This is a genomic window from Sporolactobacillus terrae DSM 11697, assembly GCF_000648615.1.
GTDB lineage: Bacteria > Bacillota > Bacilli > Bacillales > Sporolactobacillaceae > Sporolactobacillus > Sporolactobacillus terrae.
Map to the genome: position 1 here is coordinate 1 of NZ_JFZC01000101.1, position 25,099 is coordinate 25,099.

Here is a 25,099-nt window from a genome sequence, read left to right on the forward strand (position 1 = left end):
CATTCAAAAAATCAAGTGAAATCAGGTTGGCTGCATCCTGGTGAGCAAAATCCCGAAAAAACGGCAAGCGGTGAATAATTCAGGTTTAAATCGAATTGATTGTTCATTTCTTTTAACAATTCAAGGATCGCATCATCAAACAGTCTTTTTTTCTTAAAATATTTCAGCGAATCTTCAGCCTCCCCAAATAAATTCTGAAAAATTGGAGGCTGTATCTTTCTTTTTAGTTGTTCAATACTAGCCTGACTACGGTTCGCATAAATTTTATGAATGACCAGAATTATAAAAAGAGCCGACAGCATAAAGAACAAAGCAATCACCGCATAGGCAACTAATTTAATTGAAGGAAGGAACAAGTTCGCTCATCCTTTTTTTCATGTTCATCATTCTTACAGTCAATTCATGGATCCTGATTGGCTTTTCCATAAAATCATTGACCCCAAATTTAAATGCGCTCAGCACATCTTCTTCTCTTTTTCTTCCCGAAAACATCATGATCGAAACTGTAACATCGGAGTAATTTTCCCTAATTTGCTTAACAATTTCAGGGCCAGTTATTCGGGGAAGTATGTTCTCCAGAAGAACAATGTGTTTCCCCGGTTTTTCAAGGTGTTTACTCTCAAAAAAAGACTGACCCTCTCTAAAAGTTTCAATATCGGACGGACAGTTCCAATTCTGCCGATCGAAGAGTTGCTAAAGAAGATGCTTATCAGTTATTGGGAAGCCGCAGGTAAAAAACGAGGGCTCGATCTAAAATATCTAAAGAAACGATAAAACCAGAAAAGATTTGACTATTCAATTTTTAAACTTTATTTTATATTCTACAAAAACCTCACTTACTTATGATACGGTTCTCCGCGCATAATTTTAAATGCGCGATAAATTTGTTCAATCAGGATCAGTCGCATCAGCTGGTGCGGGAAGGTAAACTGAGAGAAGGAGAGCTGAAAGTCGGCACGTTTAAGTACGTCATCACTGAGTCCGTTTGAACCGCCAATGATGAAGGCGATATCGCTGTGCCCATACGTTGCTAGATCTTGAATCTTTGAGGCAAAGTCTTCAGACGGCATTTGTTTGCCCTTGATCGCTAAGGCAATTGCATAAGCGTTGTCCGGCAGTTTTTTCAACAACCGCTCACCTTCTGCCTGTTTTACCTGTGTGACCTCTGCTTCCGATAAATTTTCCGGTGCTTTTTCATCAGGGACTTCAATAATCCTGACTTTTGCATAGGTGCCGAGTCTTTTTGCATATTCCTCGATCCCTAACTTAAAATACTTTTCCTTTAGTTTTCCGACGGTTAAAAGACTAATATTCACAACTTATCCCAACCTTACTCTAAGTTATACACAAAACTTATGCACATATCCACAGAAATTTTCTATATTCTGTATGGAAGCATTCGTTTGCCACAAGATATAGAACGGCAAAAAAAGTTGTTTTTCGACGTATGTGGATAACTTTTTCTATCAAAATGACTCAAACTTTGTCGAATTTTCATTTTTTTATTCGATTCCTTCACCATACATCTGAAAAAAGACTGACGATGCTTCCTTAGCCTATCGATTAAGCTTTTCGTATTAGCTGTGGCACTCAAACATCCCTATTTTAACATAATCAATGTGATGAATTTTCAGAGTTATAAACAATTTAACCCCAAATGTGCATAACTTGTGGATATCTATTCAACAATGCACACAAGTTGTCCACAAATCTCCATTGTTTTGTACACATCCATTTCGCTGATTGGTTATCCTCCTGTTTATAAACACCAAAAAGAAAACGGGTCCAAAGACAGATCTTTCGTCTTGGACCCGCTCTATTCATCTTGCTAATTATGAGAATGTTTTGCTGCCGAGCGTTAATTGCGTCGTATGTGATTTTCCCATTCGATAATACTTGATCGTGACTTTTTGACCGGCGTTCAGCTCGGTGTACATGTACGTGGAGAACTCAATGTAACTCTTGATTTTATGCCCGTTAATTTCCGTAATCACATCACCGGCTTCAAGACCGCTCTTTGCTGCCGGGCTCGAACTTTGAACATCGGTGACCACAAGTCCGGTTTTAACACTGGACGGCAGCTGCAGCTGCTTGACTTCCTCATTCGGCACCATCGTCAGATCAACAATGCTGACGCCAAGCATCGGACGCTGAACCTTTCCACCTGTTTCCAGTTTCTCGATCACGGTTTTGGCAAAGTCGATCGGGATAGCAAAGCCAATGCCCTCAACGTCATCATTGCTTCCGGTACCGGTTGATGCAATCTTCGACGAATTAATGCCGATAACCTGACCGGCAATGTTAACCAATGCACCGCCACTATTGCCTGGGTTGATGGCTGCATCGGTTTGCAACACCTGGGTTTCAATTGAAGCATTATTGCTCTCAACCGGAATCGTACGATTAGTCGAGCTGATGATTCCTTGTGTCACAGAGCCGGAGAATCCCAGCGGGTTGCCAATCGCAATCGCCGGCTCGCCACGTTTTAATTTAGAGGAGTTTCCAAACTCAGCAACTGATTTCACGTTTTTTGACGAGATACGCAGTACCGCCAAATCGTACAGAGAATCCTTTCCCAACACGGTCGCATTTGTTTTGACATTATCATTTAGCCGCACTTCTACTTTTTCCGCGCCGGAAACCACATGATTATTCGTCACAACGTAGGCATATTGATTATCTTTTTTATAAATAATTCCCGATCCTATTCCTGATTCCGTGTACTTGTTGTCAAAGAAGTTAGCCTTTTGCAGGTTAATGACCGCGACAACTGCAGGCGAAACTTTATCAACTGCCTCAGTAACCGATGAGGTCACATTAACGTTCATCTGCCGATTAAAGGTGGTATTCCCGACATTATTGGTATTCTGAGCGCCTGTTGAGACTTGATAAGGGAAAACACCCAGATCTGATAGGATTGGAGCAAAGATCAAAAGACAGACCATGCCGACGATCGCGCCGATAAACCCCGAGAGAAACCATCCGCCGCGTACATGGGTTTCTCTCGATTGATGGCCATTTTCTTTTGAGTCTTGATCATTTTCATGGTTTTCATCATAATACCCCATACCTATTCCTCCTCTGTATCATAAAGAAAATGCATCAAAAGTTTGAGCACACTGCCTCCTGAGCAGCCAACCGTGCTGATGATTCATACAACTTTCTTTACCAATAATTTACCACTGATTAGGAACTGCTTGAAAATTATGTGACTATTTTTAAAAGGAGCGCAAAAATCCCATTGTTCTATGTAAAGAATAGCCAATTGTAGCTGCAATTAAACCTTAAACCGCAGTCAGTTTCGTCGAATGATCCGGGTCGGTATCATACAGACCAATCTCACGACCTAATTTAAGTCCCAACCGCTCTAAATGCTGGCCAACGCTCATACGCGCCAGCTCTTTCATGTTGTTGTCCTTGCTTAGGTGAGCAAGATATATCCGTTTGGTGTGATCACCAAAGACTTCGGTCAGTGCGACTCCCGATTCTTCGTTTGAAATATGGCCAGTGTCGCCCAAAATCCGTCGTTTGACGCTCCATGGATATCGCCCCATCATCAGCATTTCCGTGTCATGGTTCGCCTCCATCACATAGGCATCTGAATTATGAATTAATCCTTTGATGTGCGTTGAAACATAGCCGAGATCGGTTGCAAGGGTCAGCTGTTTCTCACCCTGATGAACAACAAAGAACATTGGATCCGCTGCATCATGTGAAACGGAGAACGATTCAACGGACAAATCGTTGAAATCCTGCGTTGTATTGGCTTCGAAATCGAACTTTTGCTCCGTCGGAATCTCTCCAATGCCTGAGGACATCGCCCGCCACGTTTTCTGATTGGCATAGACCGGTGTATGAAAACGACGCGCAAACACGCCCAGTCCCTTAATGTGGTCACTGTGTTCATGAGTGACTAAAATCGCGTCAATATCTTCCGGGCGACGGTCGATCTGTCCAAGTAGTTCAACCATTTTCTTGCCGCTTAGTCCGCAATCAATAAGCAAACGCCGCTGCTCCGTTTCAATATAAAGAGAATTCCCCGTACTTCCGCTTGCTAAAACACTGAATTTAAATGGCACCGTTACCCCTCCCAAGGGTGATTAATCCGTCACACAATCGATTGCTTATTTAATGGTAAGTACATTCCTTGATACTGCATTAACAAAGTAATCGCTCGTTCCATTTACCGTATGAACCACGAAATGCCATGCCGGAACGAAGATCAACGGTTCCGAACTTTCATCGCCAACGGTATTCAAATAACACAGTTCAATGGCTTTGATATGCAGCCGGTTATAGCCGACCAGATCGGTTCGCTCTGCCAAGCTATTAATTGCCTGTTCCGCATTGATCGGGTCAACTTTATTTTTTTCCGTGAGTGAAAAATAGCTCTGTTTAAATCCCGTAACCTTGTTATCCTCAATGGTAAAATCAAGCATTTGCAATTTATTTCGTGTACTAATATAAACCGGACGGCCACGGTACGTTTGCGCAAATTTAATCTCCGTGCTGCTCGATGTAAACGGCCAATACTTATATTCCTGACCCTGATAGACATTGCCTAATAAATCTTGCTGAACATCTTCACTGTCAATATGCCCAATCGAAATCGGCCGTTTGAACGTACTGACCAGCTGCAGATTATTTTGATCAAGCGCAAACCCCTGCTTTTCCCGTACCTTGCCTTTTGCTGCTACCTGAACCAGTTGGTCTTTGTTTCGGCTCCAATCCATACGTGTACCACGCAGAAAAGTAATGTCTTGGGGCATTGTTGGAATAACCGTTTCAAGTTTATAATTATAGCGCTGCGACTCATCATGATAATTGACAAAGTTCTCATCTTGCTGTCGCATGTACATCTCAAAAACAAGAAACACATCAAGAAGCAGAAAGCAAATAATGAAAATCGACTTTGTTCGGCTCCAATTCATGATGGATCCTCCTTCCCATTGTTCATTTGAGAAGGGATCAGTTCTTTCGTTACTGAACTCCAGCGATCCCCGATTTTATAGAACCAGTCTGGCGCTGCCACGATCGATTGTCCTGAGCCTGAGGACGGGCTCTTCAGTTCATACCCAATGCATAGATCTTCAATCCGGTTGACCGGTACATTCGCCTGCTTTAATTGATCGAGTACATCGCGCGCGGAACTAAGCATAATCGATCCTTGAGTATCAACGGGATTCAATTCAAGGAGCGTCCCTTTATAACTATTGAGCTCCCCGCTTTTCCAGCTGAGTTCAATCATGCTCAAATACCAATTCGGGTAATCCGTGTTAAAAACCATGTAGTCGCCTAGCGTCATTCGAAAAGAAACGGTTCCGTCGCCGCGATAATTCTTCAATGATGCACCCTGATAGATAAAGTCATTCGTCCATAATTTGATTTGATTCATCCAATCAAAGCTGACCAGAATCGGATCCTTATTCTGCTCTGTCGAACTCACAATCCCTGGATTGACATACTGAACAATATTATTTGTCCGCTCCAGCTGCCGTCCGCTGTCTGTGTACTCGGTTTTCCCGCGCACAGCAAACACATTGTCCGGATCAGGAAAAAGTATTGGAATGAATTCCTCTAAAGAAACCCGCTCAAAGTAGGTCACTTCTGCGTGCATTGTCGTTTTCCCCTGGGGCAGATAAGCAACCTTATCTCTCAAAGACAAGCGGTCATACGGGCGAAGTTCCGCCTTGGCATACAGACCTTGCAACGTTTCAAAATTCAAATGATCAACGGTTGTATAAAATTTATTTTTTTCATCCGGTGAAGAAAAAACAGCAATCACATTTTGCTTGTCTGTTGAGCCAAAAATATCAATGCGATCAACCGGAATATGGTTTGCACTGACAGACTTGCTCGAATCAAATTGAAAAACCCTTCCCAGCGCATCAAAGGTCAGTGGTGCAGGAAACACAAGTGTATAATGCGGCGTATCGGCATCCTCAAGACTCGACGCGCTGCCGGTTATTTCGCTGAATACAGATTGCCGCAGCAAGGAATAGACCTTTTGAATGTCCGTATTGCTGTTTTGGCCAAACCGCCCGTTTTGATTTCGTTCCAGCATCAAATTGGGGCGAATGACTTGTGGAAATTTACGGGACTCGGCAATTGCAACCTGACTTGTTGAATTCGGTTTGTACTTTTCAAAATCCGATTTATAGAACAGTATGTTGGATGTCATCACAACACTGGCCAAGACCAGTACACCAAGCAATATCGATTTAAAGATTTCTCGTTGCATCATGAATCCCTTCTATCGAGTGGGAGTATAAAATGAATGGTTGTCCCGCGGTTCCAATCACTCTCCGCCCAGATTTCTCCGCCTTGAGCCTCTACCATTTCTTTGGCAATCGCAAGTCCAAGACCTGTCCCACCTAATTTGCGCGAACGGGCACGATCAACTCTGTAGAAGCGATTAAAAATCTTTGGCAGATTTTCCTTTGGTATGCCGACACCTTGGTCACTGATCATTGAGCGGATCTTATTGCCTCTACGCCGAATTGCAAATGTAATGATGCCGCCTTCCGGCGAATATTTAATCGCGTTCGAAATAATGTTATCGATGACCTGGGTCAGTTTGTCCCGATCAATAAGAACATAAAAAGACCCCTTTGGAAATTGGCGAACGAATTCAATATTCTGTTTTTTCGACATTTCAAATCGATCCATGATACTTTGGCAAAAAGTGATATAATCCGTACGTTCCAAATGAATTTTATAGTCTTTAGAATCAAGACGAGACAATTGCAGCAAATCATTCACAAGCCGAATCATCCGTTCGGTTTCTCGCTGCGTCACACCGAGAAACTTACTTGCCAGGGCGGGATCTTCCACTGCGCCATCCTGAAGCGCTTCGAGGTAGCTTTTCATTGTGGTCAGCGGTGTGCGCAATTCATGCGACACATTGGCAACAAACTCGCGACGTTCCATGTCCACTTGCTCCTGCTCCGTAACGTCATGAATGACGGCAATTAATCCATTAGCCAGTCCGCTGTCTTTTTTTACAACAGAGAAGTTGGCGCGCAGCAGGATCGTCTCATCATCCGTACTGAAGTCGAGCACGATCGAGTTCTCCATATTATAGAGATCCATAATTTTATAGTCTTTGCGAATCTTTAACAAATCCAGAATCGAGTTTCCGGTCACATCATGACGGTACACATTAAGCAGCTGCTCAGAGCGATTATTCATCAGCACGACATTGCCTTTTCGATCCGTTGCAATGACGCCATCGGTCATGAACGTCAAGACGGATTTTAATTTGCGCCGCTCCGATTCGGTTGTTGCATTGGCTTCACGCAGTTTCAATGTCATGTTATTAAACGACGTGGCCAGTTTCCCAATCTCATCCGGTTCGGTCATTTGTACTTTTCGGGTAAAGTTTCCTTGAGAAACCGCCATGACCTGCCGCTGCATTTGAACGAGTGGCCGTGTAATTGTCCTCGCCAAGAAAAAGCCTAAGATAGCCGTAACCAAGAGTGCAAAAATGGTCGCAGTGGCTAAGATCTGGTTGATTTGCTGCAACTGCTCATAGACATTTTCAAAACTCTTTTCTACGTAAAGCATCCCATATCGATGGTTGTCGACCATAATCGGTGTCGTCACAATGTCGATACGTTCACCGCTCGACCGGTCGGCACGCCGAAATTTATTCGTTGAAGTGGATGAAAGGTTTTGAACGACCAATTGATTTGTGGTCCGTTTGCCAACGGCATCGCGATGCTTTTCATCGGCTGCAACAATCACCATATTATCGTCAATCACTTCAATCTCGCGGATGTTGGCATCAATCTCCAAGAGCTGGTTCTGAATCTGATCTGCCACATGATTCGGATCTTCCACATTTGACTCTTGCGCTTGACGAATCGCTTCGCCAACATTCCATGCAATCAGCTGGCTTTGGCTCTCAAGTGAGTTTTCAAAACTATCCAGAGTAATTGTCTTGACGCGATCGGCAAAGTAGACACCGATCAACTGCATGGCAAGCAAAATAAGCAGCGTGTAAATCAAGACCACCTTGAACTGTATTGATTTAAAAAAGCCAACCTTATTCATCACTGATCTCCTGATTGGGTTCCTTTAGATAATAGCCGACCCCGCGCCGAGTAACGATCCACATCGGTCGGCTCGGATTATCCTCAATTTTTTCACGCAATCGTCTTACCGTGACGTCGACCGTCCGTACATCCCCAAAATAATCATAGCCCCATACCGTTTGCAGCAGCTTTTCACGGGTCATGACTTGGCCGATGTGTTCCGCTAAATAATGAAGCAGTTCAAATTCCCGGTGCGTCAATTCAATCACTTTCCCCCGCTTGGTGACGACATAGGCATCGAGGTGAATGGTTAAATCGCCGATCTCAATATTGTTGACTTGTTTCTTTTCCTCTTCGGTATCCTCTTGTTTGTGCCGCCTCAAGTTCGCCTTGACGCGTGCAATCAACTCTCGATTACTGAACGGTTTGGTTACATAATCATCAGCGCCCATTTCCAACCCGAGTACCTTATCAATCTCCGAATCTTTTGCCGTCAGCATGATAATCGGCATATTATGTGTTTTTCTTACTTCACGGCACACTTCCATACCGTCTTTGACCGGCAGCATCACATCGAGCAAGATCATATCCGGATTTTCTTCTTCAACCTTTTTCAGCGCTTCTTCTCCATCGTACGCGCAAACAACTTCGTATCCTTCCTTCTCCAGGTTAAACTGCAATATATCAGCAATTGGCTGTTCATCATCAACAACAAGAATTTTATTTTCCATTATGAGCAGACTCCTTGTACGTTCTTGTGATTTATTTCCCGTGCAATTATTCTTTCGCAATCGTTGTTCGTTTTATTGGCGGCATGTTCTTCATTCATCTGCCGCTTTTCTTAGATAAATTCTTTTATATTTTAACACACTCCTTGAGACAATGTCATAAAACCAGAAATAGGAAACAGGACAAAACCCCTGATTACCTCAAGGATTTTGTCCTGTTTAAGTACGTTTTATAAAGTGCGGTAAACGCTTATGTTTGGAGAACATGGCTCGAGGCGGAATCGAACCACCGACACGAGGATTTTCAGTCCTCTGCTCTACCGACTGAGCTATCGAGCCATAATAATGGCGGATCCGATCGGATTTGAACCGACGATCTCCTGCGTGACAGGCAGGCATGTTAACCCCTACACCACGGATCCATAATTGCGGGGGCAGGATTTGAACCTACGACCTTCGGGTTATGAGCCCGACGAGCTACCAGACTGCTCCACCCCGCGATGATATAAGCTGCAAATGCTTGTCTTTTTGCGGCACAAGAAATATTTTAACACGGTCTTTATGCATTTGCAACCCTTTTTCTGAGAAGGTCTACTCTTTATTCGGAAAAACGAGCAAATCTTGAACCTTTACCTACGCCTCGCGCATTGGTTTCACAGCCTTTGCGTTATGCCGGAAAGTAAAAACGCCATGGCCTTTAAAGGATAGCCATGACGTGATTTTTTATTCTTTTATTTTCTGATTAGCGAAATGGATTGCGCACCTCAATGGTTTGTGTGCGGTCCGGACCGACAGAGAACAGTGACAAACCGACTTGAGTCAGTTGTGCAATGCGTTCAATATAGTGACGCGCATTCGCCGGAAGTTCAGACAATGATTTTGCTCCGGTGATGTCTTCTTTCCATCCAGGCATTTCTTCGTAGACCGGTTCGCATTCGGCAAGGACATTCAGACTTGCCGGGAACTCTTCAATCAGCTTGCCTTTATATTTATAAGCTTTGCAGATTTTTACCGTTTCAAGTCCGGTAAGAACATCGACACAGTTAAGGGACAGATCCGTCAAACCGCTGACACGGCGTGAATGGCGGACAACCACACTGTCAAACCAGCCGACGCGGCGCGCCCGCCCGGTTACCGTTCCGTATTCATGGCCCACTTCACGAATTTGATCGCCAATCTCATCCTCTAATTCGGTTGGGAACGGACCATCGCCAACACGTGTTGTATAAGCTTTCGCGCAGCCGACAACATGATTGATTTTTGACGGACCGACACCGGCACCAATCGTCACACCACCGGCAACTGGGTTGGATGACGTTACAAATGGGTACGTGCCTTGATCAATATCAAGCATGCATCCTTGAGCGCCTTCAAACAGCACGCGTTTTCCAGCGTCAAGTGCGTCATTCAGAACAACGGACGTATCGCACACGAGCGGTTTCAGGCGTTCACCATAGCCAATATATTCATCATAGATGTCCTTAATATCAAAGCCTTCGCTGTCATAAAATTTCTCGAGAAGACGGTTCTTTTCTTTCAAGTTCTTTTCCAGTTTCGCACGGAATGTTTCCGGCTCAAGAAGGTCCGCCATCCGAATACCGACACGTGCCGCCTTGTCCATATATGCAGGGCCGATTCCCTTCTGTGTTGTGCCGATTTTGGATGTGCCCTTGCTTTCTTCTTCGAGCATATCCAGTTTCAAGTGGTACGGGAGGATCAGATGCGCGCGATTGCTGATCCGCAGATTCGTCGTGCGCACACCGCTTTCCATCATATAATCCAGTTCCTTGCACAACGATTTTGGATTGATCACCATACCATTGCCCAAAACGCAGATCTTTTCGCTGTATAGGATCCCTGACGGCATCAACCGTAATTTATAGGTTTTGCCGTTCCAAACAATGGTATGCCCGGCATTATCTCCGCCTTGGTAGCGCGATACTACTTCCGAGTTTTCCGAAAGGTAGTCGGTAATCTTGCCTTTTCCTTCATCGCCCCACTGTGCGCCAACAACAACAACAGAAGACATTCATTTAGCCCCCAACTTTTAAAAAATAATATTTTAGTTCACTAAAGCCACTGTCTAGTCTAACAGGTAATTGCTTGAAAAGTCAATGTGGACACGAACATTAACAGGGTTATAATTATTTTTATTCGGATTCACGATATAATTCTACTCATGCACCACGCGGAACATCCTCATCACTGTGTTTCCGATCAATATTCACGAATTTGCTGTACTCTTTAACAAAGGCCAATTCCACCGTACCAACCGGACCGTTTCGCTGCTTGGCAATGATAATTTCAATGATGTTCTGTTTTTCGCTTTCCTTGTTGTAGTAATCATCGCGATATAAGAAGGCAACAACGTCGGCATCCTGCTCAATACTTCCGGATTCACGGATATCGCTCATCATCGGCCGCTTGTCCTGACGTGCTTCGACACCACGGGACAGCTGGGACAGCGCGATAACCGGGACGTCTAGTTCTCTGGCCATCTGTTTCAACATTCGCGAAATTTCCGAGACCTCTTGCTGCCGGTTTTCCTGACGGCCGGAACTCCCCGAGCCCATGATTAGCTGAAGATAGTCAATGACAACCATATCCAGACCTTTTTCCTGCTTCAGGCGGCGGCATTTTGAACGGATATCGTTGACCCGCACACCAGGGGAATCATCGATATAAATGCCGGCACGTGACAGACTGCCCATCGCCATCGTCAGCTTTTGCCAGTCCTCATCTTCCAGCTTTCCGGTTCGCAGTTTTTGCGCATTAATATTCCCTTCTGCACACAACATACGCATCGCCAATTGTTTGGCTCCCATTTCAAGACTGAATATCGCCACATTGGCCTCATTCTTAATGGCAACATTCTGAGCAATATTTAACGCAAAAGCCGTTTTTCCGACCGATGGACGGGCAGCGACGATGATCAGATCGCTTTTTTGAAAGCCTGCTGTCATCCGATCGAGTTCCAGAAAACCGGTCGGTGTCCCGGTAACATCATCCTGCCTGCTCTGAAGCATTTCAATGTTATCGTATGTTTCCATCAAAACATCTTTAATGGCCTGAAATTCACCGCTGCGCTTTCTTTCGGCAACCTCCAGTATCCTGCGCTCCGCATCATCAAGCACGGTTTCGATGCCGTCCTCGCTTGTGTAGCCCTCGGAAACAATTTGCGTCGCTGTTCGAATCAGACGGCGAAGGGTTGCTTTCTCCGCCACAATCGAACAATAGTACTCGATATTTGCAGCGGTTGGTGCGGAATCGGCCAGTTCGGCGAGATAGGAAACGCCGCCGACCTCTTCCAGCCGCTTCGAGGACTGAAGGGCATTGGTGACCGTGACAACATCAACCGGTTCATTCTTTTCCGAAAGCTCAAGCATGACGGAGAAAATGAGCTGGTGGCTTGTGCGGTAAAAGTCTTCAGGAATCAACACTTCCGACGCAGTGATCACCGATGAAGGTTCTAGGAAAACGGCGCCGAGAACAGCCTGTTCGGCTTCCATATTATGGGGCGGAATCCGATCCGCAAATAAGTCACTCATGTCGCTCCTCCTTTAGAAAATTCCGGTTTCACACGCATCTCTCAATGCACAGTAATAACCGTAAAAATCCGCCAAACGCACAGACGCGCCGGGCGGATTCAAGGCTTATTCTTCAGTGACATGAACCTTTACCTTAGCAAGAACTTTCGGATGAAGCTTCAACGGTACGTCGGTAAAGCCCAGTGTCCGAATCGGTTCCGGCAAATCAATTTTGCGTTTATCAATGCTGATATCCGCCTTTTTCAAGGCTTGCGCGATTTGTTTGCTGGTAATTGAACCGAACAACCGACCGCCTTCACCGGATTTTGCTTTCAGCTCAATCGTCATTTTTTCAATTTTTGCTTTGAGTGCTTCTGCCCCATTGCGTTCATTTTCTGCGCGTTCTTTTTGCTTCTTTTTTTGCGCATTTAACATGCTTAAGCTCCCCTTGTTTGCTTCTACTGCCACATTTTTGGGGAGGAGATAGTTGCGTGCATAGCCTTCGGAAACCTCTTTAATTTCACCGGCTTTTCCCTTTCCTTTGACATCTTTCAAGAATATCACTTTCATTTAGGACAAACCTCCTTCAAGATACAAATCGACCGCTTTTTTCACGCGATCCACGGCCCCTTCCAGCGTGATGTCCGCCATCTGAGTCGCCGCATTATTTAAGTGACCGCCGCCGCCCAAGCTTTCCATAATGATCTGAACATTCATATCGCCAAGCGACCGGGCACTGACACCAATCAATCCATCTTTGCGTTTGCCGATGACAAACGAAGTCCGGATCCCTTCCAGCATCAGTAACGTATCGGCTGTCTGCGCAAGCAGTACCTGATCGTAGGTTTGATCTGCTTCACCCACTGCAATTGCAGCATTCGATTTATATAATTCGGTCTTTCGAATCAATTTTGCCCGCTGATTGAATTGATCCAAATCATCACTGAGAAATTTCTGCACCAGTATTGTATCGGCGCCATGTGCGCGCAAATACGAAGCGGCATCAAATGTTCGAAAACCGGTGCGCAGCGTGAAATTTTTCGTATCCACCGCGATACCACCGAGCATTGCCGTTGCTTCAATGACGTCAAGCGGCCGTTCATTCGGTTGATACTTAAGTAGCTCTGTAACCAATTCAGCTGTTGAGGATGCATAAGGCTCCATATAGACCAAAACGGAATCTTTAATAAATTCTTCTGCGCGCCGATGGTGGTCGATGACAACGACGCGATGTACATCAGCGAGCAGCGATGGCGCGGCAACCATGGACGGTCGATGCGTATCCACCACAACCATCAAGGTACGTTTGGTCATCTGATCCGCCGCACGTTCTGCGGTAATAAAATTGGACCATAAATTTTTCTGCTTTTTCAATTCTTCAATGAGTTTGGAAATCCCGGAGACATTGTGCGCATCATCCATAATAATCTTGGCGCTCCGCCCATTGGCATGGGCTATTTTCAAGATACCGATGCACGAGCCAATTGAATCGAGGTCAGGTGCCTGATGGCCCATAATCATAACCTGATCGCTTTCCAGCATCAATTCAGACAGCGCATGTGAAATCACGCGAGCACGTACACGGGTGCGTTTTTCAACCGGGTTTGATTTTCCGCCGTAGAAACGAACATCACCATCCGGACGTTTGATTACCGCTTGATCGCCGCCGCGTCCAAGACCCAAGTCCAAAGCAGATTGCGCGTAGCTCCCCAAATCTTCCAAAGAAGTGCTTCCCGCACCGACGCCAATACTCAAAGTCAACGGGATATGACTGAGCGGAACGGTGATTTCTCGAACCTTGTCCAGAATCGAGAAATGTTCATCCTCAATTGCCTGAAGCAACCGTTCGTTCAAAACAGCTAGAAAGCGGTCTGAAGCAGTTCTGCGCAAGTAAATGCCGTGTTCAGTCGCCCAATTTTTAATAATAGAAGTCGTCTCGTTATTAATTGTACTGCGCACCTGATCTTCCAGACCTTGCGTCACTTCATCATAATTATCAAGGAAAATGAGAGCCAGAACCGTTTTTTCATTGTAGTAGTGCTTCTTAATTTCCAACGTATCCGTGATATCGTTAAAATAAATCAGCCGGTCCGAACGTCTTAAACGCACCCGGTACTGGCGATCATTAATCGAAATAATCGTCGATTCGTTATCCGAAGCAATCAGCTTCACCAACTGTTCGGAAATCTCGCTCAACGGGCGGCCGATCACGGTTCGTGCTTCTTCATCAGCAATCGCATTCAGGGAAGTATTGCACCACTCGACCCGGTTTGATTCATCATAGAGCAGAATCCCGATCGGCATATTCAGTAATACTTCATCGCCGACTTTTTTTATCCGGTAAGACAAACCGGCCACGTATTGAACCAATTCCCTGTCAAATTGTCGCTCATTGACCAAGAACCACGAGACCGACAGAATCAGAAGCACAAGTCCGGCGAGCGACAGCAGCCAATTTAAGAAAGCAATAAAGACAAGAAACAGTAGACAAAGGAGACCGATTACGATCAAAAAATCGCCGCGCCACCGATGTTTAAATTGATTCGCCAAAATGTGTCAGCTCCCACAGGCCGCATGAAAATGCTACGGTCACGCCTCAAAACATTCCTTTAAAAACGAATGATCATAAGGCAGTACACGTCATCATGCTTCATTTTGCGTGCACAAACAGCCGTTACCGTTTGCTCGCAAAACTGAAACGGCCAGATCAATTATGACTTTTTCGACCAATCCTCTTGCGAAGATCGAAACCCAAGTCAATTATACCCAATATACGTACCAATTGCAGTAGCAAGAATCCAAACATACCGATGAGGATGGTTAGTGTAATCGGCACAATTAACGGGAATTTTTTCATATGCGCATAGTAATAAATCAAACTGAGTCCCTGAACTGCAAGCAGAATTTGTAAAATCACATCAATATTGAGCACAGCTGTAAACAGTGGCGTTTCCTGATCGATACCGAACCAGCCGATAAAAAGAACCGCCAGATACAGCCAGATAATGCTTCTCGGCACTTGCCAGAGACGGAACGGCACCCAGCGCGGCGCATCAATCTTTAATTTGCGTAAAATCGGCAAGGCAATTAAAATCACAATGAAGGCATAGAAAACTCCGGCCATGATCAGGATCACCGGCGTCAGAAGAAGCAAATGATTCATTTGCGTCCGAATTTGCGCCATTAGTTCATCTGCATTTTGCTCCATCATCGGCTGCATCTGCTGAATGGTTTGATTGAGCGAATCATTGAGATTCGACTGGAAAACAGTTACCGGGTTAAAGTGAAAAGCCAGAACGGAAATTGCCAAATAAACGATCAGCACGACAATGTTGGTCAGGCTGCCGGCAAGTAGCAAGGCAAATGCGGATTTTTTTGCCTGCAACATGTAACCCAGCGCCCCACCTAATATCATGAAGAAAATTGGCAATAGCGAATAGAGCGAATGATCTGCAAAAACCAAGAACAGAACACCCAACGCGAATGTACATAGTGATGCTTTCCAACCGTCTTTTGCGCCAAGATACATTAACGGAAGTGGAATCAACCATATCGAAAGTAAAGACAAATACGGTACGAAAAAGGTAAAAACAAGCAACAAATATAATAAAATCACAGCAAGCGCCCCGCGAAGCAGAACGTTTCGATCAGTCATAATGACACCCCTCAGGCTTAGGCTGGACGGTTTGAACAACCGCCTTTAAACACGTTCGTATGGGCTTCATTATGCCCAAATGCCCCAAATACAGGCAGAGAAGAGAATGGGGAATGACGATTTTGCATCAGCGCAAGCGCTTCCCAACATCGACAAAATAAGCGGGAAATCCCATGCCTTTCATTATAATACAAAAACACTTTTGATTTAAAGACCAAGTTGTTTCTTGCATTTTATTGATCAGATTCATATAATAAAACTGTTATTTACTGCGTAAGTAAGCGTTTCACTATTATAATCCTCATCTTATCTTCGCCTGTTTCTATTCCCGGCGGCCTTTTTGATGGATGAGCGAGAGCTGGTATTCCCATGGGCGTACAAACCATTACAAATAAATTTTTAAAAAGGCGATCCGCGTGCGGATTGCCTTTTCTGTTTCCTAAATTGCCTCAAGCAAACAATTTAAGGAGCGTGAATCATTATGACCTATGAAGGCCCAAAAGCATTGCTTACCGCATGGGTCAGTCTGGTAAGCAACCTACTTCTGACATTGCTTAAACTGATCTTTGGATTGGTTTTCCATAGCACCGCACTTGTCGCCGATGGCGTCCATAACGGGGGCGATGTGATCGCCTCAATTGCAACAATCGGTTCCATGAAACTTTCTAACCACCCGGCAGATCGCGAACACCCCTACGGGCACGGCAAGGCAGAGGATCTGTCCACAGCCTTTATCTCGATTATTCTGATTGCTGCGGCCTTGTTTCTCACCTTTGAAGCGATTAAAGCGCTCTTTGCCCCTGCTTCACCAATCAGTGTCTGGGCATTCGGGGCAGCGCTTGTATCCGCCTTATGGAAGTGGCTATTGTATCGATACACAAACAAAGCCGCCGTACGTTATCACAGCAAGAGTCTGCGTGCGACAGCATCGGATCACCTTGCCGATATTTATGCATCGATTGCTGCAGCCATTGGTTTGGGCATTAGCTGGATTGGAAGCATCCTGCATATTCCTTACACCCACTACGGTGATCCACTTGCCGGTATTGTGGTCTCACTTTTGATTTTTCGAATTGCGGTAATCATGATTATCAAAGCATCGAATGTATTAATGGAGAGCAGTGTTGACGCAACGACCCAAGAAAAGTACAGCGCCGTGATCCTCTCCTTTCCTGAAGTCAAAAAAATAGACATTCTCCGTGCCCGTGAACACGGGAATGCCGTATTGATTGATGCGCAAATTCGCATCCCAGGTTCCTACACCATTCAGGAAGGGGATGACTTAACCGAAGCCATACGCTCAAAGATGTTGCAAGCCTATCCAGATGTTGAAGAAGTATTGATTCATATTAATCCTTGGTACGAAGACCAGGAATTAGTGGAACCGGACTCTGTCCCTCACTTGGATCAGAAATGACGAAATTCACTTTTTCGTTTATAGTATTAGTAACGAATTAGAGAGATCTTTAACGCTTAGTCGCGGCTAAAGATTTCCACCCCGAGGTGAACATACAATGGATGAACAAATTGGCATTACTGTATTTGTTGGCACAGAAGAACTATCCGTATCGATTGATGACGTTCAGGAAGTTATTGAGCCTGTTCCTGTTCTGAGTGTACCTGTGACACACTGCTTTTTTACGGGACTCATTTCATTAAGAGGAGCGATTATTCCGCTTGTGGATTTGCACTCTGTTTTACATGAATCGCCGAGTCTTTTTACGAATAAAGATAAAAAATACATCATCTGCCGTTCGGGTCAAAAAAGTATTGCCATCTACATTGACTCCGTCGGCGACACTTTTTCCTTCACTTCCGATCAAGTCAGCGCCCCTGCAAACGACAAGACGGTACTCCAGCAATTGGTAAGCGGGCAAATTCGCTTAGCAGATCGGGAATTGCCGCTGCTTTCTATTGCGCGCGTCATTGCTTACACGTCAGAACTGAATGCAAAACAGCGTGAGCAACTAGGCTATCTTGCGGTGCACTGATTGATTTTTTAATGAAGGAACAACCTTTAACAGGAGGAGTTGTTTATGGGGATTCATAAATATTTTCAAAGCTTATCGGACCTGGAAGGCATTTACCGCTGTCCAGGTGTTTTTAAATATCAAGAACATTCCGTAGCCAGTCACTCATTTAAAGTGGCGACCATTGTTCAATTTCTCGCAACAGTCGAAGCTGAAAACGGACAAAATATAGACTGGAAAACCGTTTATGAAAAAGCAATCAACCACGACTATTCCGAACTGTTTACCGGTGATATTAAGACGCCCGTGAAGTACGCTCTTCCGAAACTTCGCGAGTTGTTCTCTCAAGTTGAAGGATCAATGACGCAGGAATATTTGGATAAAGAATTTCCGGAACCGTTTCGCTCGGAGTATGAAGCACGCTTTAAAGAAGGAAAAGATCGCTCGCTTGAGGGACGGATTCTGGCTGTTGCCGATAAAATTGATCTGCTCTATGAATCCTATGGTGAGATCCAAAAGGGCAATCCAGAACCACTTTTCTTTCAGATCTATAAAGAAGCCCTTTCCTCAATTATACAGTTCAATGATATGGTCTCCGTACGCTATTTCATTGATGTGATTCTCAAAGAAATGATCGAGGAGGAAATCACCTCGCATACACGCATTAAATCCATAACCCTGCATTTATTGAAAGATGATCTACATCGGCACTAATTCATCTTGGCAATACCAGTCCGAATGTTCTTAGCTCGCCCATCGATTAAACAACAGCCCCATCGAAGGTTTGAATCTTTGATGGGGCAGCACATTTTGCTTGATTCCCCATCAAATCTTCCCTATGATAAAGTAAATGTGTCTGTTTTATGACAAAAGGGGTTGCCTGATATGCAAAAACAAGTGGACATTCAGGATGTCAAAGACAACGCGCGCCATAATAAGCGTTACATCGTGTCCATTCTTTCTTTTTCTATGGTTGCAGACGCGCTGATCCTGTTGCTTTTCTTCGCACCGTTCATCGGATATAAAGGGCATATTGGATTTGATGTTTACCTGCTTCCTCGATTTAATGCAGTATTTAATAGTTTTACTTTTATTTTTCTTGTCGCCGCACTGCTCGCGATTATGAAGAAGAAAATTAATGTTCATCGCGGATTTATTCTTGCCGCATTTACATCAACATTGCTTTTCTTGGTCTCGTATCTGGCCTTTCACTACCTTGCCCCGCCGCCGCATTACGGAGGCGTCGGCATCATCCGCCCGATCTATTTCTTTATCTTGATTACGCACAGCGCACTGGCCGCTTTGGTCGTTCCGCTCGCTCTGCTTTCTCTTGTATGGGGCTGGACGATGCAAGTGAACAAACACAAACGGATTGTGCGCTGGACGATGCCAATCTGGCTCTATGTCAGTCTGACCGGCGTTATTGTGTACCTCATGATGGCACCTTATTATTAAGCGAAAGAGAAAATCCTCGCAGAATTTGCGAGGATTTTTGCGCTTCATGGTGCAAGAAAAATCGAGCAAAAAGTGCCCGGTCCTTACTTCCGCAGGATGCGGTGGCTTTCGCGTTGCATACAGAACGTACTTTCACAGGATGTGATGGCTTTCGCGTTGCATACAGGACGTACTTTCACAGGATGTGATGGCTTTCGCGTTGCATACAGGACGTACTTTCACAGGATGTGATGGCTTTCGCGTTGCATACAGGACGTATGCGCACTTAGCGAAAGTTCCCTTAGGAAAGTTCCTTTACAATCAGGAAAGTTCCTTTTACTCTGAATGCGGCTTTCATTCATCAATGATATGCTTAAACATCGCTTCAGTTACTCGCTTGCCGCGGGACGTCCAGGAGTCGCCTCAGACAGGCAGGAATCTGCAGGATCTCCTTTGGCCTGCTCTCCCGCAGGCGCCAGAGCGCTTACGTGTCTCACAAACTGACTTATTGATGTCATAACCGCTAATCGTCGTACCAGCAAAGCCAAATCACAAACTTTCTTTGCCCGCAAAAAAGAGGTTGAACAAGAATCGAATTCCTGTCCAACCTCTTTCTTATTCGTGATCATTCCGTTGTGTACGGAAGCAGAGCCATTTGACGAGCGCGTTTAATCGCGCGGGTCAGCTGACGCTGGTATTTCGCACTTGTTCCAGTTACACGACGAGGCAAAATCTTTCCTCGTTCAGAAATAAAACGACGGAGCAGATCAACGTCTTTATAATCAATGTAAGTAATGTGGTTAACCGTAAAGAAACATACTTTACGGCGTTTGCCACGAGAACGACGTACAGCCATATTCGGCACCTCCCTATTTTCTTTTGCATGCATCATTAGAACGGCAGATCGTCATCCGATATATCAATCGGTTTACTGTCGCCGGCGAAAGGATCATCAAAAGAAGGAGCGCCCTGGTCTTGGCCGGCACCATTCATTGCATTATTGCTCGATGGTGCAAAGCCGCCGCGCTGCTGGTTGGCCGGTGCTGAAGGAGCACTTGGGGCGTAATTACCACCATTGTTATTTCTTGATCCTTTTGGTTCAAGAAATTGAACGCTGTCGGCAACTACCTCAGTCACATAAACCCGCCGGCCTTCATTATTCTCATAATTGCGTGTCTGAATGCGGCCGTCAACGCCGGCAAGACTTCCTTTTTGCAGGAAATTAGCAGCATTTTCGGCTTGTCTTCTCCAAACAACGACAGGAATAAAATCGGCATCTCGTTCCCCTTGTTGGTTCGAAAAAGGGCGGTTTACCGCAATGGTAAAACTCGTTACAGCGACACCGTTCGGCGTATAACGCAATTCAGGATTCTTCGTCAGCCGCCCAACCAAAACAACGCGATTGATCATCAGGAACATTCCCCTTTCTTTTCAAGTCGATTATTTCGCTTCTTCAGGTTTGCGTTCGTCTTTAATCGTCATGAAACGGAGCACGTCATCGTTGATCTTAACAAGACGATCAAATTCATTGATGGCTTCGCTGCCTGCATTGACATACAGAACAGTGTAGACGCCCGTATTCAAGTCATTGATTTCATAGGCCAAACGTCGTTTGCCCATTTCCTTGACTTCCTTGATTTCGGCGCCGTTGTTCGTCAGAATGGAAGCTAACTTTTCCTTAACGGATTTTTCCTGTTCTTCTTCCAGATCCGGACGAAGGATGTACATAATTTCGTATGCGCGCACTATCATTCACCTCCCCTTGGACTAAGCGGCTCCACTATGGAGCAGAGAGCAAGTTTTCTCACTCATAGGTAAAAATAATACCATAGATTTCTCTTTCAATCAAGTTTATCAGACATTAAATCGGAAGTTGACAATGTCTCCGTCCTGCATGATATACTCTTTTCCTTCCAGACGAAGTCTTCCCATTTCTTTTGCTGCGTTTTCCGATCCCGCTGTGATTAGATCATCATAGGAAACAATTTCAGCACGGATAAATCCGCGTTCAAAATCCGAATGGATGATGCCAGCTGCTTGCGGTGCTTTCGTCCCTTTTCGGAACGTCCAAGCGCGCACTTCTTTTTCTCCTGCCGTAAAGTACGTAGCAAGCCCAAGAAGATCATAGGATTTAGCGATCAGCCGATCCAATCCGGATGCGTCAAGACCCAGCTCTTCAAGGAACACCTTCTTTTCTTCACCATCAAGCTCAGCGATTTCAGATTCAATGCGTGCTGAGATTACGACCACTTCTGCACCATCTTTTCTTGCATATTCCTTAACCGCTTGCACATGTGGATTCTGATCCGGTTCCGCCACATCGTCTTCCGAGACATTTGCGACATAAAGCACCGGTTTTTTGGTCAGAAAATTAAATGGTTTCACTGCAGCTTCTTCATCATCGGTCAGTTTAACATGACGTGCAGGTTTTCCTGCCTCAAATGCCTCTTTCAACTTTTCAAGGGCAGAGAATTCAATAATCGATGCTTTATCTTTTTGTTTCGCTAATTTTTCTACACGGTCAATTCGCTTAGTTACTTGTTCCATATCCGCCAGCACGAGTTCGAGATTAATCGTCTCAATATCGTCGATGGGATCGATTTTCCCCGAAACATGCGTGATGTTTTTATCTTCAAAACAGCGGACAACATGTGATATCGCGTCAACCTGACGTATGTTCGCCAAAAATTGGTTGCCCAGTCCTTCACCTTTGCTGGCGCCTTTAACTAATCCTGCAATATCGGTGAATTCAAAGGTCGTTGGGATCGTTTTCTTAGGATGGTACATTTCCGTCAAACGATCCAGTCGTGCATCGGGCACACTGACAATACCGACATTAGGTTCAATGGTACAGAATGGGTAATTGGCCATTTCTGCTCCAGCTTGCGTAATTGCATTAAACAAAGTCGATTTTCCGACGTTCGGCAAACCAACAATACCTGTTGTCAAACTCATTTGCGTTCAACCCCCTGGGTTATCTTCCGAGTGCTTACCCGTTCTAGTTTACTTCTTTCACTTGCGTTCGTCATTTTCTTCTGCTTTAACGCCGTGTTCAAGAATTTTTTTGATTTTGCGCTGAAATTCGCTTCTTGGAAGCATGACACTGTGCCCACAACCGAGACATTTAATGCGTATATCCGCACCCATGCGAATGATCTTCCATTTATTTTCGCCGCATGGATGAGGCTTTTTCATTTCAACAACGTCATTCAAGTCAAAATTGATTCGTTGATTCGGCATAGTCCTTCCCCTTTCAAGGCATGGTCACAAGAGTATCCTAATTAGAATGCGATTTTTTCTTTAAGAAATGCTGAAAGATCACTGATCGGAAGCCGTACTTGATCCATCGTGTCGCGGTTCCGTACCGTTACTTTGCCATCTGTTTTTGAGTCAAAATCATAAGTAATGCAGTACGGTGTGCCGATCTCATCTTGACGCCGGTAGCGTTTGCCAATCGATCCAGTTTCGTCGTAATCCACCATGAATGCTTTTGCAAGATCTTGATAAATAGCCATGGCTTCTTCACCAAGCTTCTTCGACAGCGGCAGTACGGCAGCTTTATATGGCGCCAATGCCGGATGGAAATGCAGCACCGTTCGTGTATCTTTATCGCTGATTTTTTCTTCATCATACGCTTCGGCAAGAAACGCAAGCGTGACACGGTCGGCCCCGAGCGACGGTTCAATGACATAAGGAATATACCGCTCATTATTGTTTTGATCAATGTACTGGAGATCTTGACCGGACACTTCCATGTGACGACGCAGATCATAGTCGGTACGCGAGGACAGACTGGACAATTCGCCCCAACCGAATGGGAATAAGTATTCAATATCGGTCGTCGCATTACTGTAATGCGGAAGTTCTTCTTTCTCATGATCGCGCAGACGAATATTTTCCTCTTTTACATTTAAAGACTTCAACCATTCATAGCCGAATGTCCGCCAATATTGGAACCACTTTCTATCTTCGCCAGGTTTGCAGAAAAACTCCAATTCAAGCTGTTCAAATTCGCGGGTACGGAATGTGAAGTTACCTGGTGTAATTTCATTGCGGAACGATTTTCCGACTTGGCCAATCCCAAACGGAATCTTTTTACGCATCGTACGCTGAACATTTTTGAAGTTGACAAAAATACCTTGCGCTGTTTCCGGACGAAGGAAAATTTCATCTTTTGCCGTTTCGGTAACGCCTTGATAGGTTTTAAACATTAGGTTGAACTGACGAATTTCAGTAAACTCATGTGCACCGCAATCCGGGCAAGGAATTTGATGCGCTTCGATCAGCTTTTTCATCGTTTCAAAGGTTAAGCCGTCAACCGGTCCCGGTAATTCCTCCTGGGGAATCGTGCTCTCAATCAACTTATCTGCACGGAATCGCGATTTACATTTTTTACAGTCGATCATTGGGTCGTTAAAGTTGGTGATGTGTCCCGATGCTTCCCAAGTCTTCGGGTTCATCAGGATCGCCGCATCAAGGCCGACATTATAGGGCGATTCCTGAACAAATTTCTTCCACCATGCTTTTTTTACATTGTTTTTGAGTTCAACGCCGATTGGACCATAGTCCCAAGTATTCGCCAAACCTCCATAAATTTCTGAACCCGGGAAAATAATCCCGCGCTGTTTTGCGAGATTCACAATTTGTTCCATTGATTTACTCATGTCTCAAAGCTCCCTTAGTAAAAATAAAATAAGCTTTCATCCACTAGGCTCTTGCCTAGGGACGAAAGCTTTTGTTTGCTCACGCGGTTCCACCCTAATTGGTGCATCGTTGCACCCACTTTTGTTCGATCGCAGCTCAAGAGTGCCTTCCCCAGCTGTCGCAATCAGGCTCCCATCCTCCCTGAATCGCTTCATACGGCATCGCTAGGTACTCTTCTCTTTCATCGCCTAAAGGTATTGATCAATAATTTTCTGATACATAGTATATCCTATTTTCCATTAAAAAGACAGATTTTTACGATTCAATTTTATGATGTGGTTAACTGGCATCCTCCTACTAAGCATCACTTGACCCGATTTCCTCTTTTCATGTTTCGCAAAAAATACGACACCTGCGTATAAAACTTGAAGATGTTCATATACTGTTGATACTTAGGAGGCGAATCTATGAATCTAAAGTCCAATCAAAATGCTAATGTGCGCCGCGCTGTTCACGTCCATTATGAAAATAAAGCAGACCATCACGTTCTAGTACGGGCAATTCGGCAACTATTGCCTCCCACAGGTTCATCACCGATTATTGTCGTCTGTATTGGAACCGATCGTTCTACAGGGGATGCGCTCGGACCACTGGTTGGCTCTTATCTCGAACGTCACCGTCTGCCTGATAGCAAAGTTTATGGGACATTACAGAAACCCGTTCATGCGGTCAATCTGCATGATACGTTGCAAAAGATTCACGCCTCCTACGAGGATCCATTTATCATTGGGATTGATGCTTGTCTTGGAAAACATCATAACATAGGCAACATCACCATTGCGGAGGGTCCGGTGCTTCCTGGAGCAGGTGTAAATAAGGAGTTGCTTCCTGTTGGTGATATGAATATCACCGGGATTGTCAACGTTAGCGGATTCATGGAGTACTCCGTGTTACAAAACACCCGTCTCAACATTGTCATGAATCTCGCCCAAACGATTGGGCGTTGCCTCTCTGTTGCATTGACGTCACGACGCAGGACCCTTCTGTCCAAACTGCTGTTGATGGATTGAACCGGAAGAAAGCATCACGAATGCGAAAGAAAAGT

The 25,099-nt window shown here is 44.8% G+C and carries 25 protein-coding genes and 3 tRNA genes; 5 read left to right on the forward strand and 23 right to left on the reverse strand.

Features of this window, described 5'->3' with window-relative positions; genetic code table 11:
* Positions 1 to 11: 11 nt before the first annotated feature.
* The 17 genes from AA84_RS0116335 to AA84_RS0116420 all read right to left on the reverse strand — a co-directional run bounded on the left by AA84_RS0116335 (position 12) and on the right by AA84_RS0116420 (position 15,946).
* The gene (locus AA84_RS0116335) at positions 12 to 356 is read right to left on the reverse strand and encodes a hypothetical protein (RefSeq protein WP_028978107.1); all 345 of its coding nucleotides are present in this window, start codon (positions 354 to 356) and stop codon (positions 12 to 14) included.
* Positions 337 to 654, reverse strand: a complete 318-nt coding sequence (locus AA84_RS19690; RefSeq protein WP_081791821.1) for a response regulator — start codon at positions 652 to 654, stop codon at positions 337 to 339. The genes AA84_RS0116335 and AA84_RS19690 overlap by 20 nt, the downstream gene beginning before the upstream one ends.
* A 182-nt stretch (positions 655 to 836) precedes the next feature.
* Positions 837 to 1,316: a 23S rRNA (pseudouridine(1915)-N(3))-methyltransferase RlmH gene (gene rlmH / locus AA84_RS0116350; RefSeq protein ID WP_028978109.1), complete on the reverse strand. Its 480-nt coding sequence runs from the start codon at positions 1,314 to 1,316 to the stop codon at positions 837 to 839.
* 516 nt (positions 1,317 to 1,832) lie between these two features.
* A complete protein-coding gene (locus tag AA84_RS0116355; protein WP_028978110.1) occupies positions 1,833 to 3,068 on the reverse strand; it encodes a S1C family serine protease in 1,236 nt (411 codons plus the stop codon).
* A 216-nt stretch (positions 3,069 to 3,284) separates the two neighbouring features.
* Positions 3,285 to 4,079: an MBL fold metallo-hydrolase gene (locus tag AA84_RS0116360; RefSeq protein ID WP_028978111.1), complete on the reverse strand. Its 795-nt coding sequence runs from the start codon at positions 4,077 to 4,079 to the stop codon at positions 3,285 to 3,287.
* Between the two features lie 45 nt (positions 4,080 to 4,124).
* Positions 4,125 to 4,931, reverse strand: a complete 807-nt coding sequence (locus AA84_RS0116365; RefSeq protein WP_028978112.1) for a two-component system regulatory protein YycI — start codon at positions 4,929 to 4,931, stop codon at positions 4,125 to 4,127.
* Positions 4,928 to 6,244: a YycH family regulatory protein gene (locus AA84_RS0116370; RefSeq protein ID WP_081791822.1), complete on the reverse strand. Its 1,317-nt coding sequence runs from the start codon at positions 6,242 to 6,244 to the stop codon at positions 4,928 to 4,930. The genes AA84_RS0116365 and AA84_RS0116370 overlap by 4 nt, the downstream gene beginning before the upstream one ends.
* Positions 6,241 to 8,055, reverse strand: coding sequence for a cell wall metabolism sensor histidine kinase WalK (gene walK, locus AA84_RS0116375; RefSeq protein WP_028978114.1), 1,815 nt, complete (start codon positions 8,053 to 8,055; stop codon positions 6,241 to 6,243). Before walK ends, AA84_RS0116370 begins: the two co-directional genes overlap by 4 nt.
* Positions 8,048 to 8,767, reverse strand: a complete 720-nt coding sequence (gene yycF, locus AA84_RS0116380; protein ID WP_028978115.1) for a response regulator YycF — start codon at positions 8,765 to 8,767, stop codon at positions 8,048 to 8,050. The genes walK and yycF overlap by 8 nt, the downstream gene beginning before the upstream one ends.
* A 263-nt stretch (positions 8,768 to 9,030) precedes the next feature.
* Positions 9,031 to 9,103 (reverse strand) — tRNA-Phe (locus AA84_RS0116385).
* Positions 9,104 to 9,110: 7 nt separating this feature from the next.
* Positions 9,111 to 9,186, reverse strand: a tRNA-Asp gene (locus AA84_RS0116390).
* Positions 9,187 to 9,190: 4 nt separating this feature from the next.
* Positions 9,191 to 9,264, reverse strand: a tRNA-Met gene (locus AA84_RS0116395).
* Positions 9,265 to 9,506: 242 nt separating this feature from the next.
* Complete coding sequence (locus AA84_RS0116400; RefSeq protein ID WP_010027373.1) at positions 9,507 to 10,793, reverse strand: adenylosuccinate synthase; 1,287 nt, start codon at positions 10,791 to 10,793, stop codon at positions 9,507 to 9,509.
* A 148-nt stretch (positions 10,794 to 10,941) separates the two neighbouring features.
* Positions 10,942 to 12,312, reverse strand: a complete 1,371-nt coding sequence (gene dnaB, locus AA84_RS0116405) for a replicative DNA helicase (protein WP_010027372.1) — start codon at positions 12,310 to 12,312, stop codon at positions 10,942 to 10,944.
* 105 nt (positions 12,313 to 12,417) lie between these two features.
* Positions 12,418 to 12,861: a 50S ribosomal protein L9 gene (gene rplI, locus AA84_RS0116410; protein WP_028978116.1), complete on the reverse strand. Its 444-nt coding sequence runs from the start codon at positions 12,859 to 12,861 to the stop codon at positions 12,418 to 12,420.
* Entirely contained in the window at positions 12,862 to 14,841 is a 1,980-nt protein-coding gene (locus tag AA84_RS0116415) for a DHH family phosphoesterase (RefSeq protein WP_028978117.1), read from the reverse strand. It abuts the gene before it with no gap.
* Positions 14,842 to 14,998: 157 nt separating this feature from the next.
* On the reverse strand, positions 14,999 to 15,946 hold the full coding sequence (locus AA84_RS0116420) for a YybS family protein (protein WP_010027209.1): 948 nt from the start codon (positions 15,944 to 15,946) through the stop codon (positions 14,999 to 15,001).
* A 481-nt stretch (positions 15,947 to 16,427) separates the two neighbouring features.
* Between AA84_RS0116420 and AA84_RS0116425 the strand changes: the two genes are divergently transcribed.
* The 4 genes from AA84_RS0116425 (at position 16,428) to AA84_RS0116440 (ending at position 19,371) form a co-directional block, all read left to right on the forward strand.
* Positions 16,428 to 17,363, forward strand: coding sequence for a cation diffusion facilitator family transporter (locus AA84_RS0116425; protein ID WP_028978118.1), 936 nt, complete (start codon positions 16,428 to 16,430; stop codon positions 17,361 to 17,363).
* A gap of 97 nt (positions 17,364 to 17,460) precedes the next feature.
* Positions 17,461 to 17,937, forward strand: a complete 477-nt coding sequence (locus AA84_RS0116430) for a chemotaxis protein CheW (protein ID WP_028978119.1) — start codon at positions 17,461 to 17,463, stop codon at positions 17,935 to 17,937.
* 45 nt (positions 17,938 to 17,982) lie between these two features.
* Positions 17,983 to 18,630 carry an HD domain-containing protein gene (locus tag AA84_RS0116435; protein ID WP_028978120.1) on the forward strand — a complete coding sequence of 216 codons (648 nt, stop codon included), beginning with the start codon at positions 17,983 to 17,985 and terminating at the stop codon, positions 18,628 to 18,630.
* Between the two features lie 171 nt (positions 18,631 to 18,801).
* Entirely contained in the window at positions 18,802 to 19,371 is a 570-nt protein-coding gene (locus AA84_RS0116440; RefSeq protein ID WP_037564048.1) for a DUF420 domain-containing protein, read from the forward strand.
* 604 nt (positions 19,372 to 19,975) lie between these two features.
* On the opposite strand, the gene rpsR is transcribed toward AA84_RS0116440, so the two are convergent.
* The 6 genes from rpsR to AA84_RS0116470 all read right to left on the reverse strand — a co-directional run bounded on the left by rpsR (position 19,976) and on the right by AA84_RS0116470 (position 24,014).
* Complete coding sequence (gene rpsR / locus AA84_RS0116445) at positions 19,976 to 20,206, reverse strand: 30S ribosomal protein S18 (RefSeq protein WP_028978122.1); 231 nt, start codon at positions 20,204 to 20,206, stop codon at positions 19,976 to 19,978.
* Between the two features lie 35 nt (positions 20,207 to 20,241).
* On the reverse strand, positions 20,242 to 20,760 hold the full coding sequence (ssb, locus tag AA84_RS0116450) for a single-stranded DNA-binding protein (protein WP_028978123.1): 519 nt from the start codon (positions 20,758 to 20,760) through the stop codon (positions 20,242 to 20,244).
* Positions 20,761 to 20,790: 30 nt separating this feature from the next.
* The gene (rpsF, locus tag AA84_RS0116455) at positions 20,791 to 21,096 is read right to left on the reverse strand and encodes a 30S ribosomal protein S6 (RefSeq protein ID WP_028978124.1); all 306 of its coding nucleotides are present in this window, start codon (positions 21,094 to 21,096) and stop codon (positions 20,791 to 20,793) included.
* Positions 21,097 to 21,204: 108 nt separating this feature from the next.
* Positions 21,205 to 22,305: a redox-regulated ATPase YchF gene (gene ychF, locus AA84_RS0116460; RefSeq protein ID WP_028978125.1), complete on the reverse strand. Its 1,101-nt coding sequence runs from the start codon at positions 22,303 to 22,305 to the stop codon at positions 21,205 to 21,207.
* 57 nt (positions 22,306 to 22,362) lie between these two features.
* Positions 22,363 to 22,590 carry a DUF951 domain-containing protein gene (locus tag AA84_RS0116465; RefSeq protein WP_028978126.1) on the reverse strand — a complete coding sequence of 76 codons (228 nt, stop codon included), beginning with the start codon at positions 22,588 to 22,590 and terminating at the stop codon, positions 22,363 to 22,365.
* A gap of 41 nt (positions 22,591 to 22,631) precedes the next feature.
* Positions 22,632 to 24,014: a glycine--tRNA ligase gene (locus tag AA84_RS0116470; RefSeq protein WP_028978127.1), complete on the reverse strand. Its 1,383-nt coding sequence runs from the start codon at positions 24,012 to 24,014 to the stop codon at positions 22,632 to 22,634.
* Between the two features lie 447 nt (positions 24,015 to 24,461).
* Between AA84_RS0116470 and yyaC the strand changes: the two genes are divergently transcribed.
* A complete protein-coding gene (gene yyaC, locus AA84_RS0116475; RefSeq protein ID WP_028978128.1) occupies positions 24,462 to 25,064 on the forward strand; it encodes a spore protease YyaC in 603 nt (200 codons plus the stop codon).
* Positions 25,065 to 25,099: the final 35 nt, after the last annotated feature.

What these genes read in the sequence shown, in the direction of transcription:
- AA84_RS0116355 (WP_028978110.1), bottom strand. Translation starts at nt 3,068, where the DNA reads ATGGGGTATTATGATGAAAACCATGAAAATGATCAAGACTCAAAAGAA.
- AA84_RS0116365 (WP_028978112.1), bottom strand. Translation starts at nt 4,931, where the DNA reads ATGAATTGGAGCCGAACAAAGTCGATTTTCATTATTTGCTTTCTGCTT.
- AA84_RS0116370 (WP_081791822.1), bottom strand. Translation starts at nt 6,244, where the DNA reads ATGATGCAACGAGAAATCTTTAAATCGATATTGCTTGGTGTACTGGTC.
- walK (WP_028978114.1), bottom strand. Translation starts at nt 8,055, where the DNA reads ATGAATAAGGTTGGCTTTTTTAAATCAATACAGTTCAAGGTGGTCTTG.
- yycF (WP_028978115.1), bottom strand. Translation starts at nt 8,767, where the DNA reads ATGGAAAATAAAATTCTTGTTGTTGATGATGAACAGCCAATTGCTGAT.
- AA84_RS0116400 (WP_010027373.1), bottom strand. Translation starts at nt 10,793, where the DNA reads ATGTCTTCTGTTGTTGTTGTTGGCGCACAGTGGGGCGATGAAGGAAAA.
- dnaB (WP_010027372.1), bottom strand. Translation starts at nt 12,312, where the DNA reads ATGAGTGACTTATTTGCGGATCGGATTCCGCCCCATAATATGGAAGCC.
- rplI (WP_028978116.1), bottom strand. Translation starts at nt 12,861, where the DNA reads ATGAAAGTGATATTCTTGAAAGATGTCAAAGGAAAGGGAAAAGCCGGT.
- AA84_RS0116420 (WP_010027209.1), bottom strand. Translation starts at nt 15,946, where the DNA reads ATGACTGATCGAAACGTTCTGCTTCGCGGGGCGCTTGCTGTGATTTTA.
- AA84_RS0116425 (WP_028978118.1), top strand. Translation starts at nt 16,428, where the DNA reads ATGACCTATGAAGGCCCAAAAGCATTGCTTACCGCATGGGTCAGTCTG.
- AA84_RS0116430 (WP_028978119.1), top strand. Translation starts at nt 17,461, where the DNA reads ATGGATGAACAAATTGGCATTACTGTATTTGTTGGCACAGAAGAACTA.
- AA84_RS0116435 (WP_028978120.1), top strand. Translation starts at nt 17,983, where the DNA reads ATGGGGATTCATAAATATTTTCAAAGCTTATCGGACCTGGAAGGCATT.
- AA84_RS0116440 (WP_037564048.1), top strand. Translation starts at nt 18,802, where the DNA reads ATGCAAAAACAAGTGGACATTCAGGATGTCAAAGACAACGCGCGCCAT.
- rpsR (WP_028978122.1), bottom strand. Translation starts at nt 20,206, where the DNA reads ATGGCTGTACGTCGTTCTCGTGGCAAACGCCGTAAAGTATGTTTCTTT.
- ssb (WP_028978123.1), bottom strand. Translation starts at nt 20,760, where the DNA reads ATGATCAATCGCGTTGTTTTGGTTGGGCGGCTGACGAAGAATCCTGAA.
- ychF (WP_028978125.1), bottom strand. Translation starts at nt 22,305, where the DNA reads ATGAGTTTGACAACAGGTATTGTTGGTTTGCCGAACGTCGGAAAATCG.
- AA84_RS0116465 (WP_028978126.1), bottom strand. Translation starts at nt 22,590, where the DNA reads ATGCCGAATCAACGAATCAATTTTGACTTGAATGACGTTGTTGAAATG.
- AA84_RS0116470 (WP_028978127.1), bottom strand. Translation starts at nt 24,014, where the DNA reads ATGAGTAAATCAATGGAACAAATTGTGAATCTCGCAAAACAGCGCGGG.
- yyaC (WP_028978128.1), top strand. Translation starts at nt 24,462, where the DNA reads ATGAATCTAAAGTCCAATCAAAATGCTAATGTGCGCCGCGCTGTTCAC.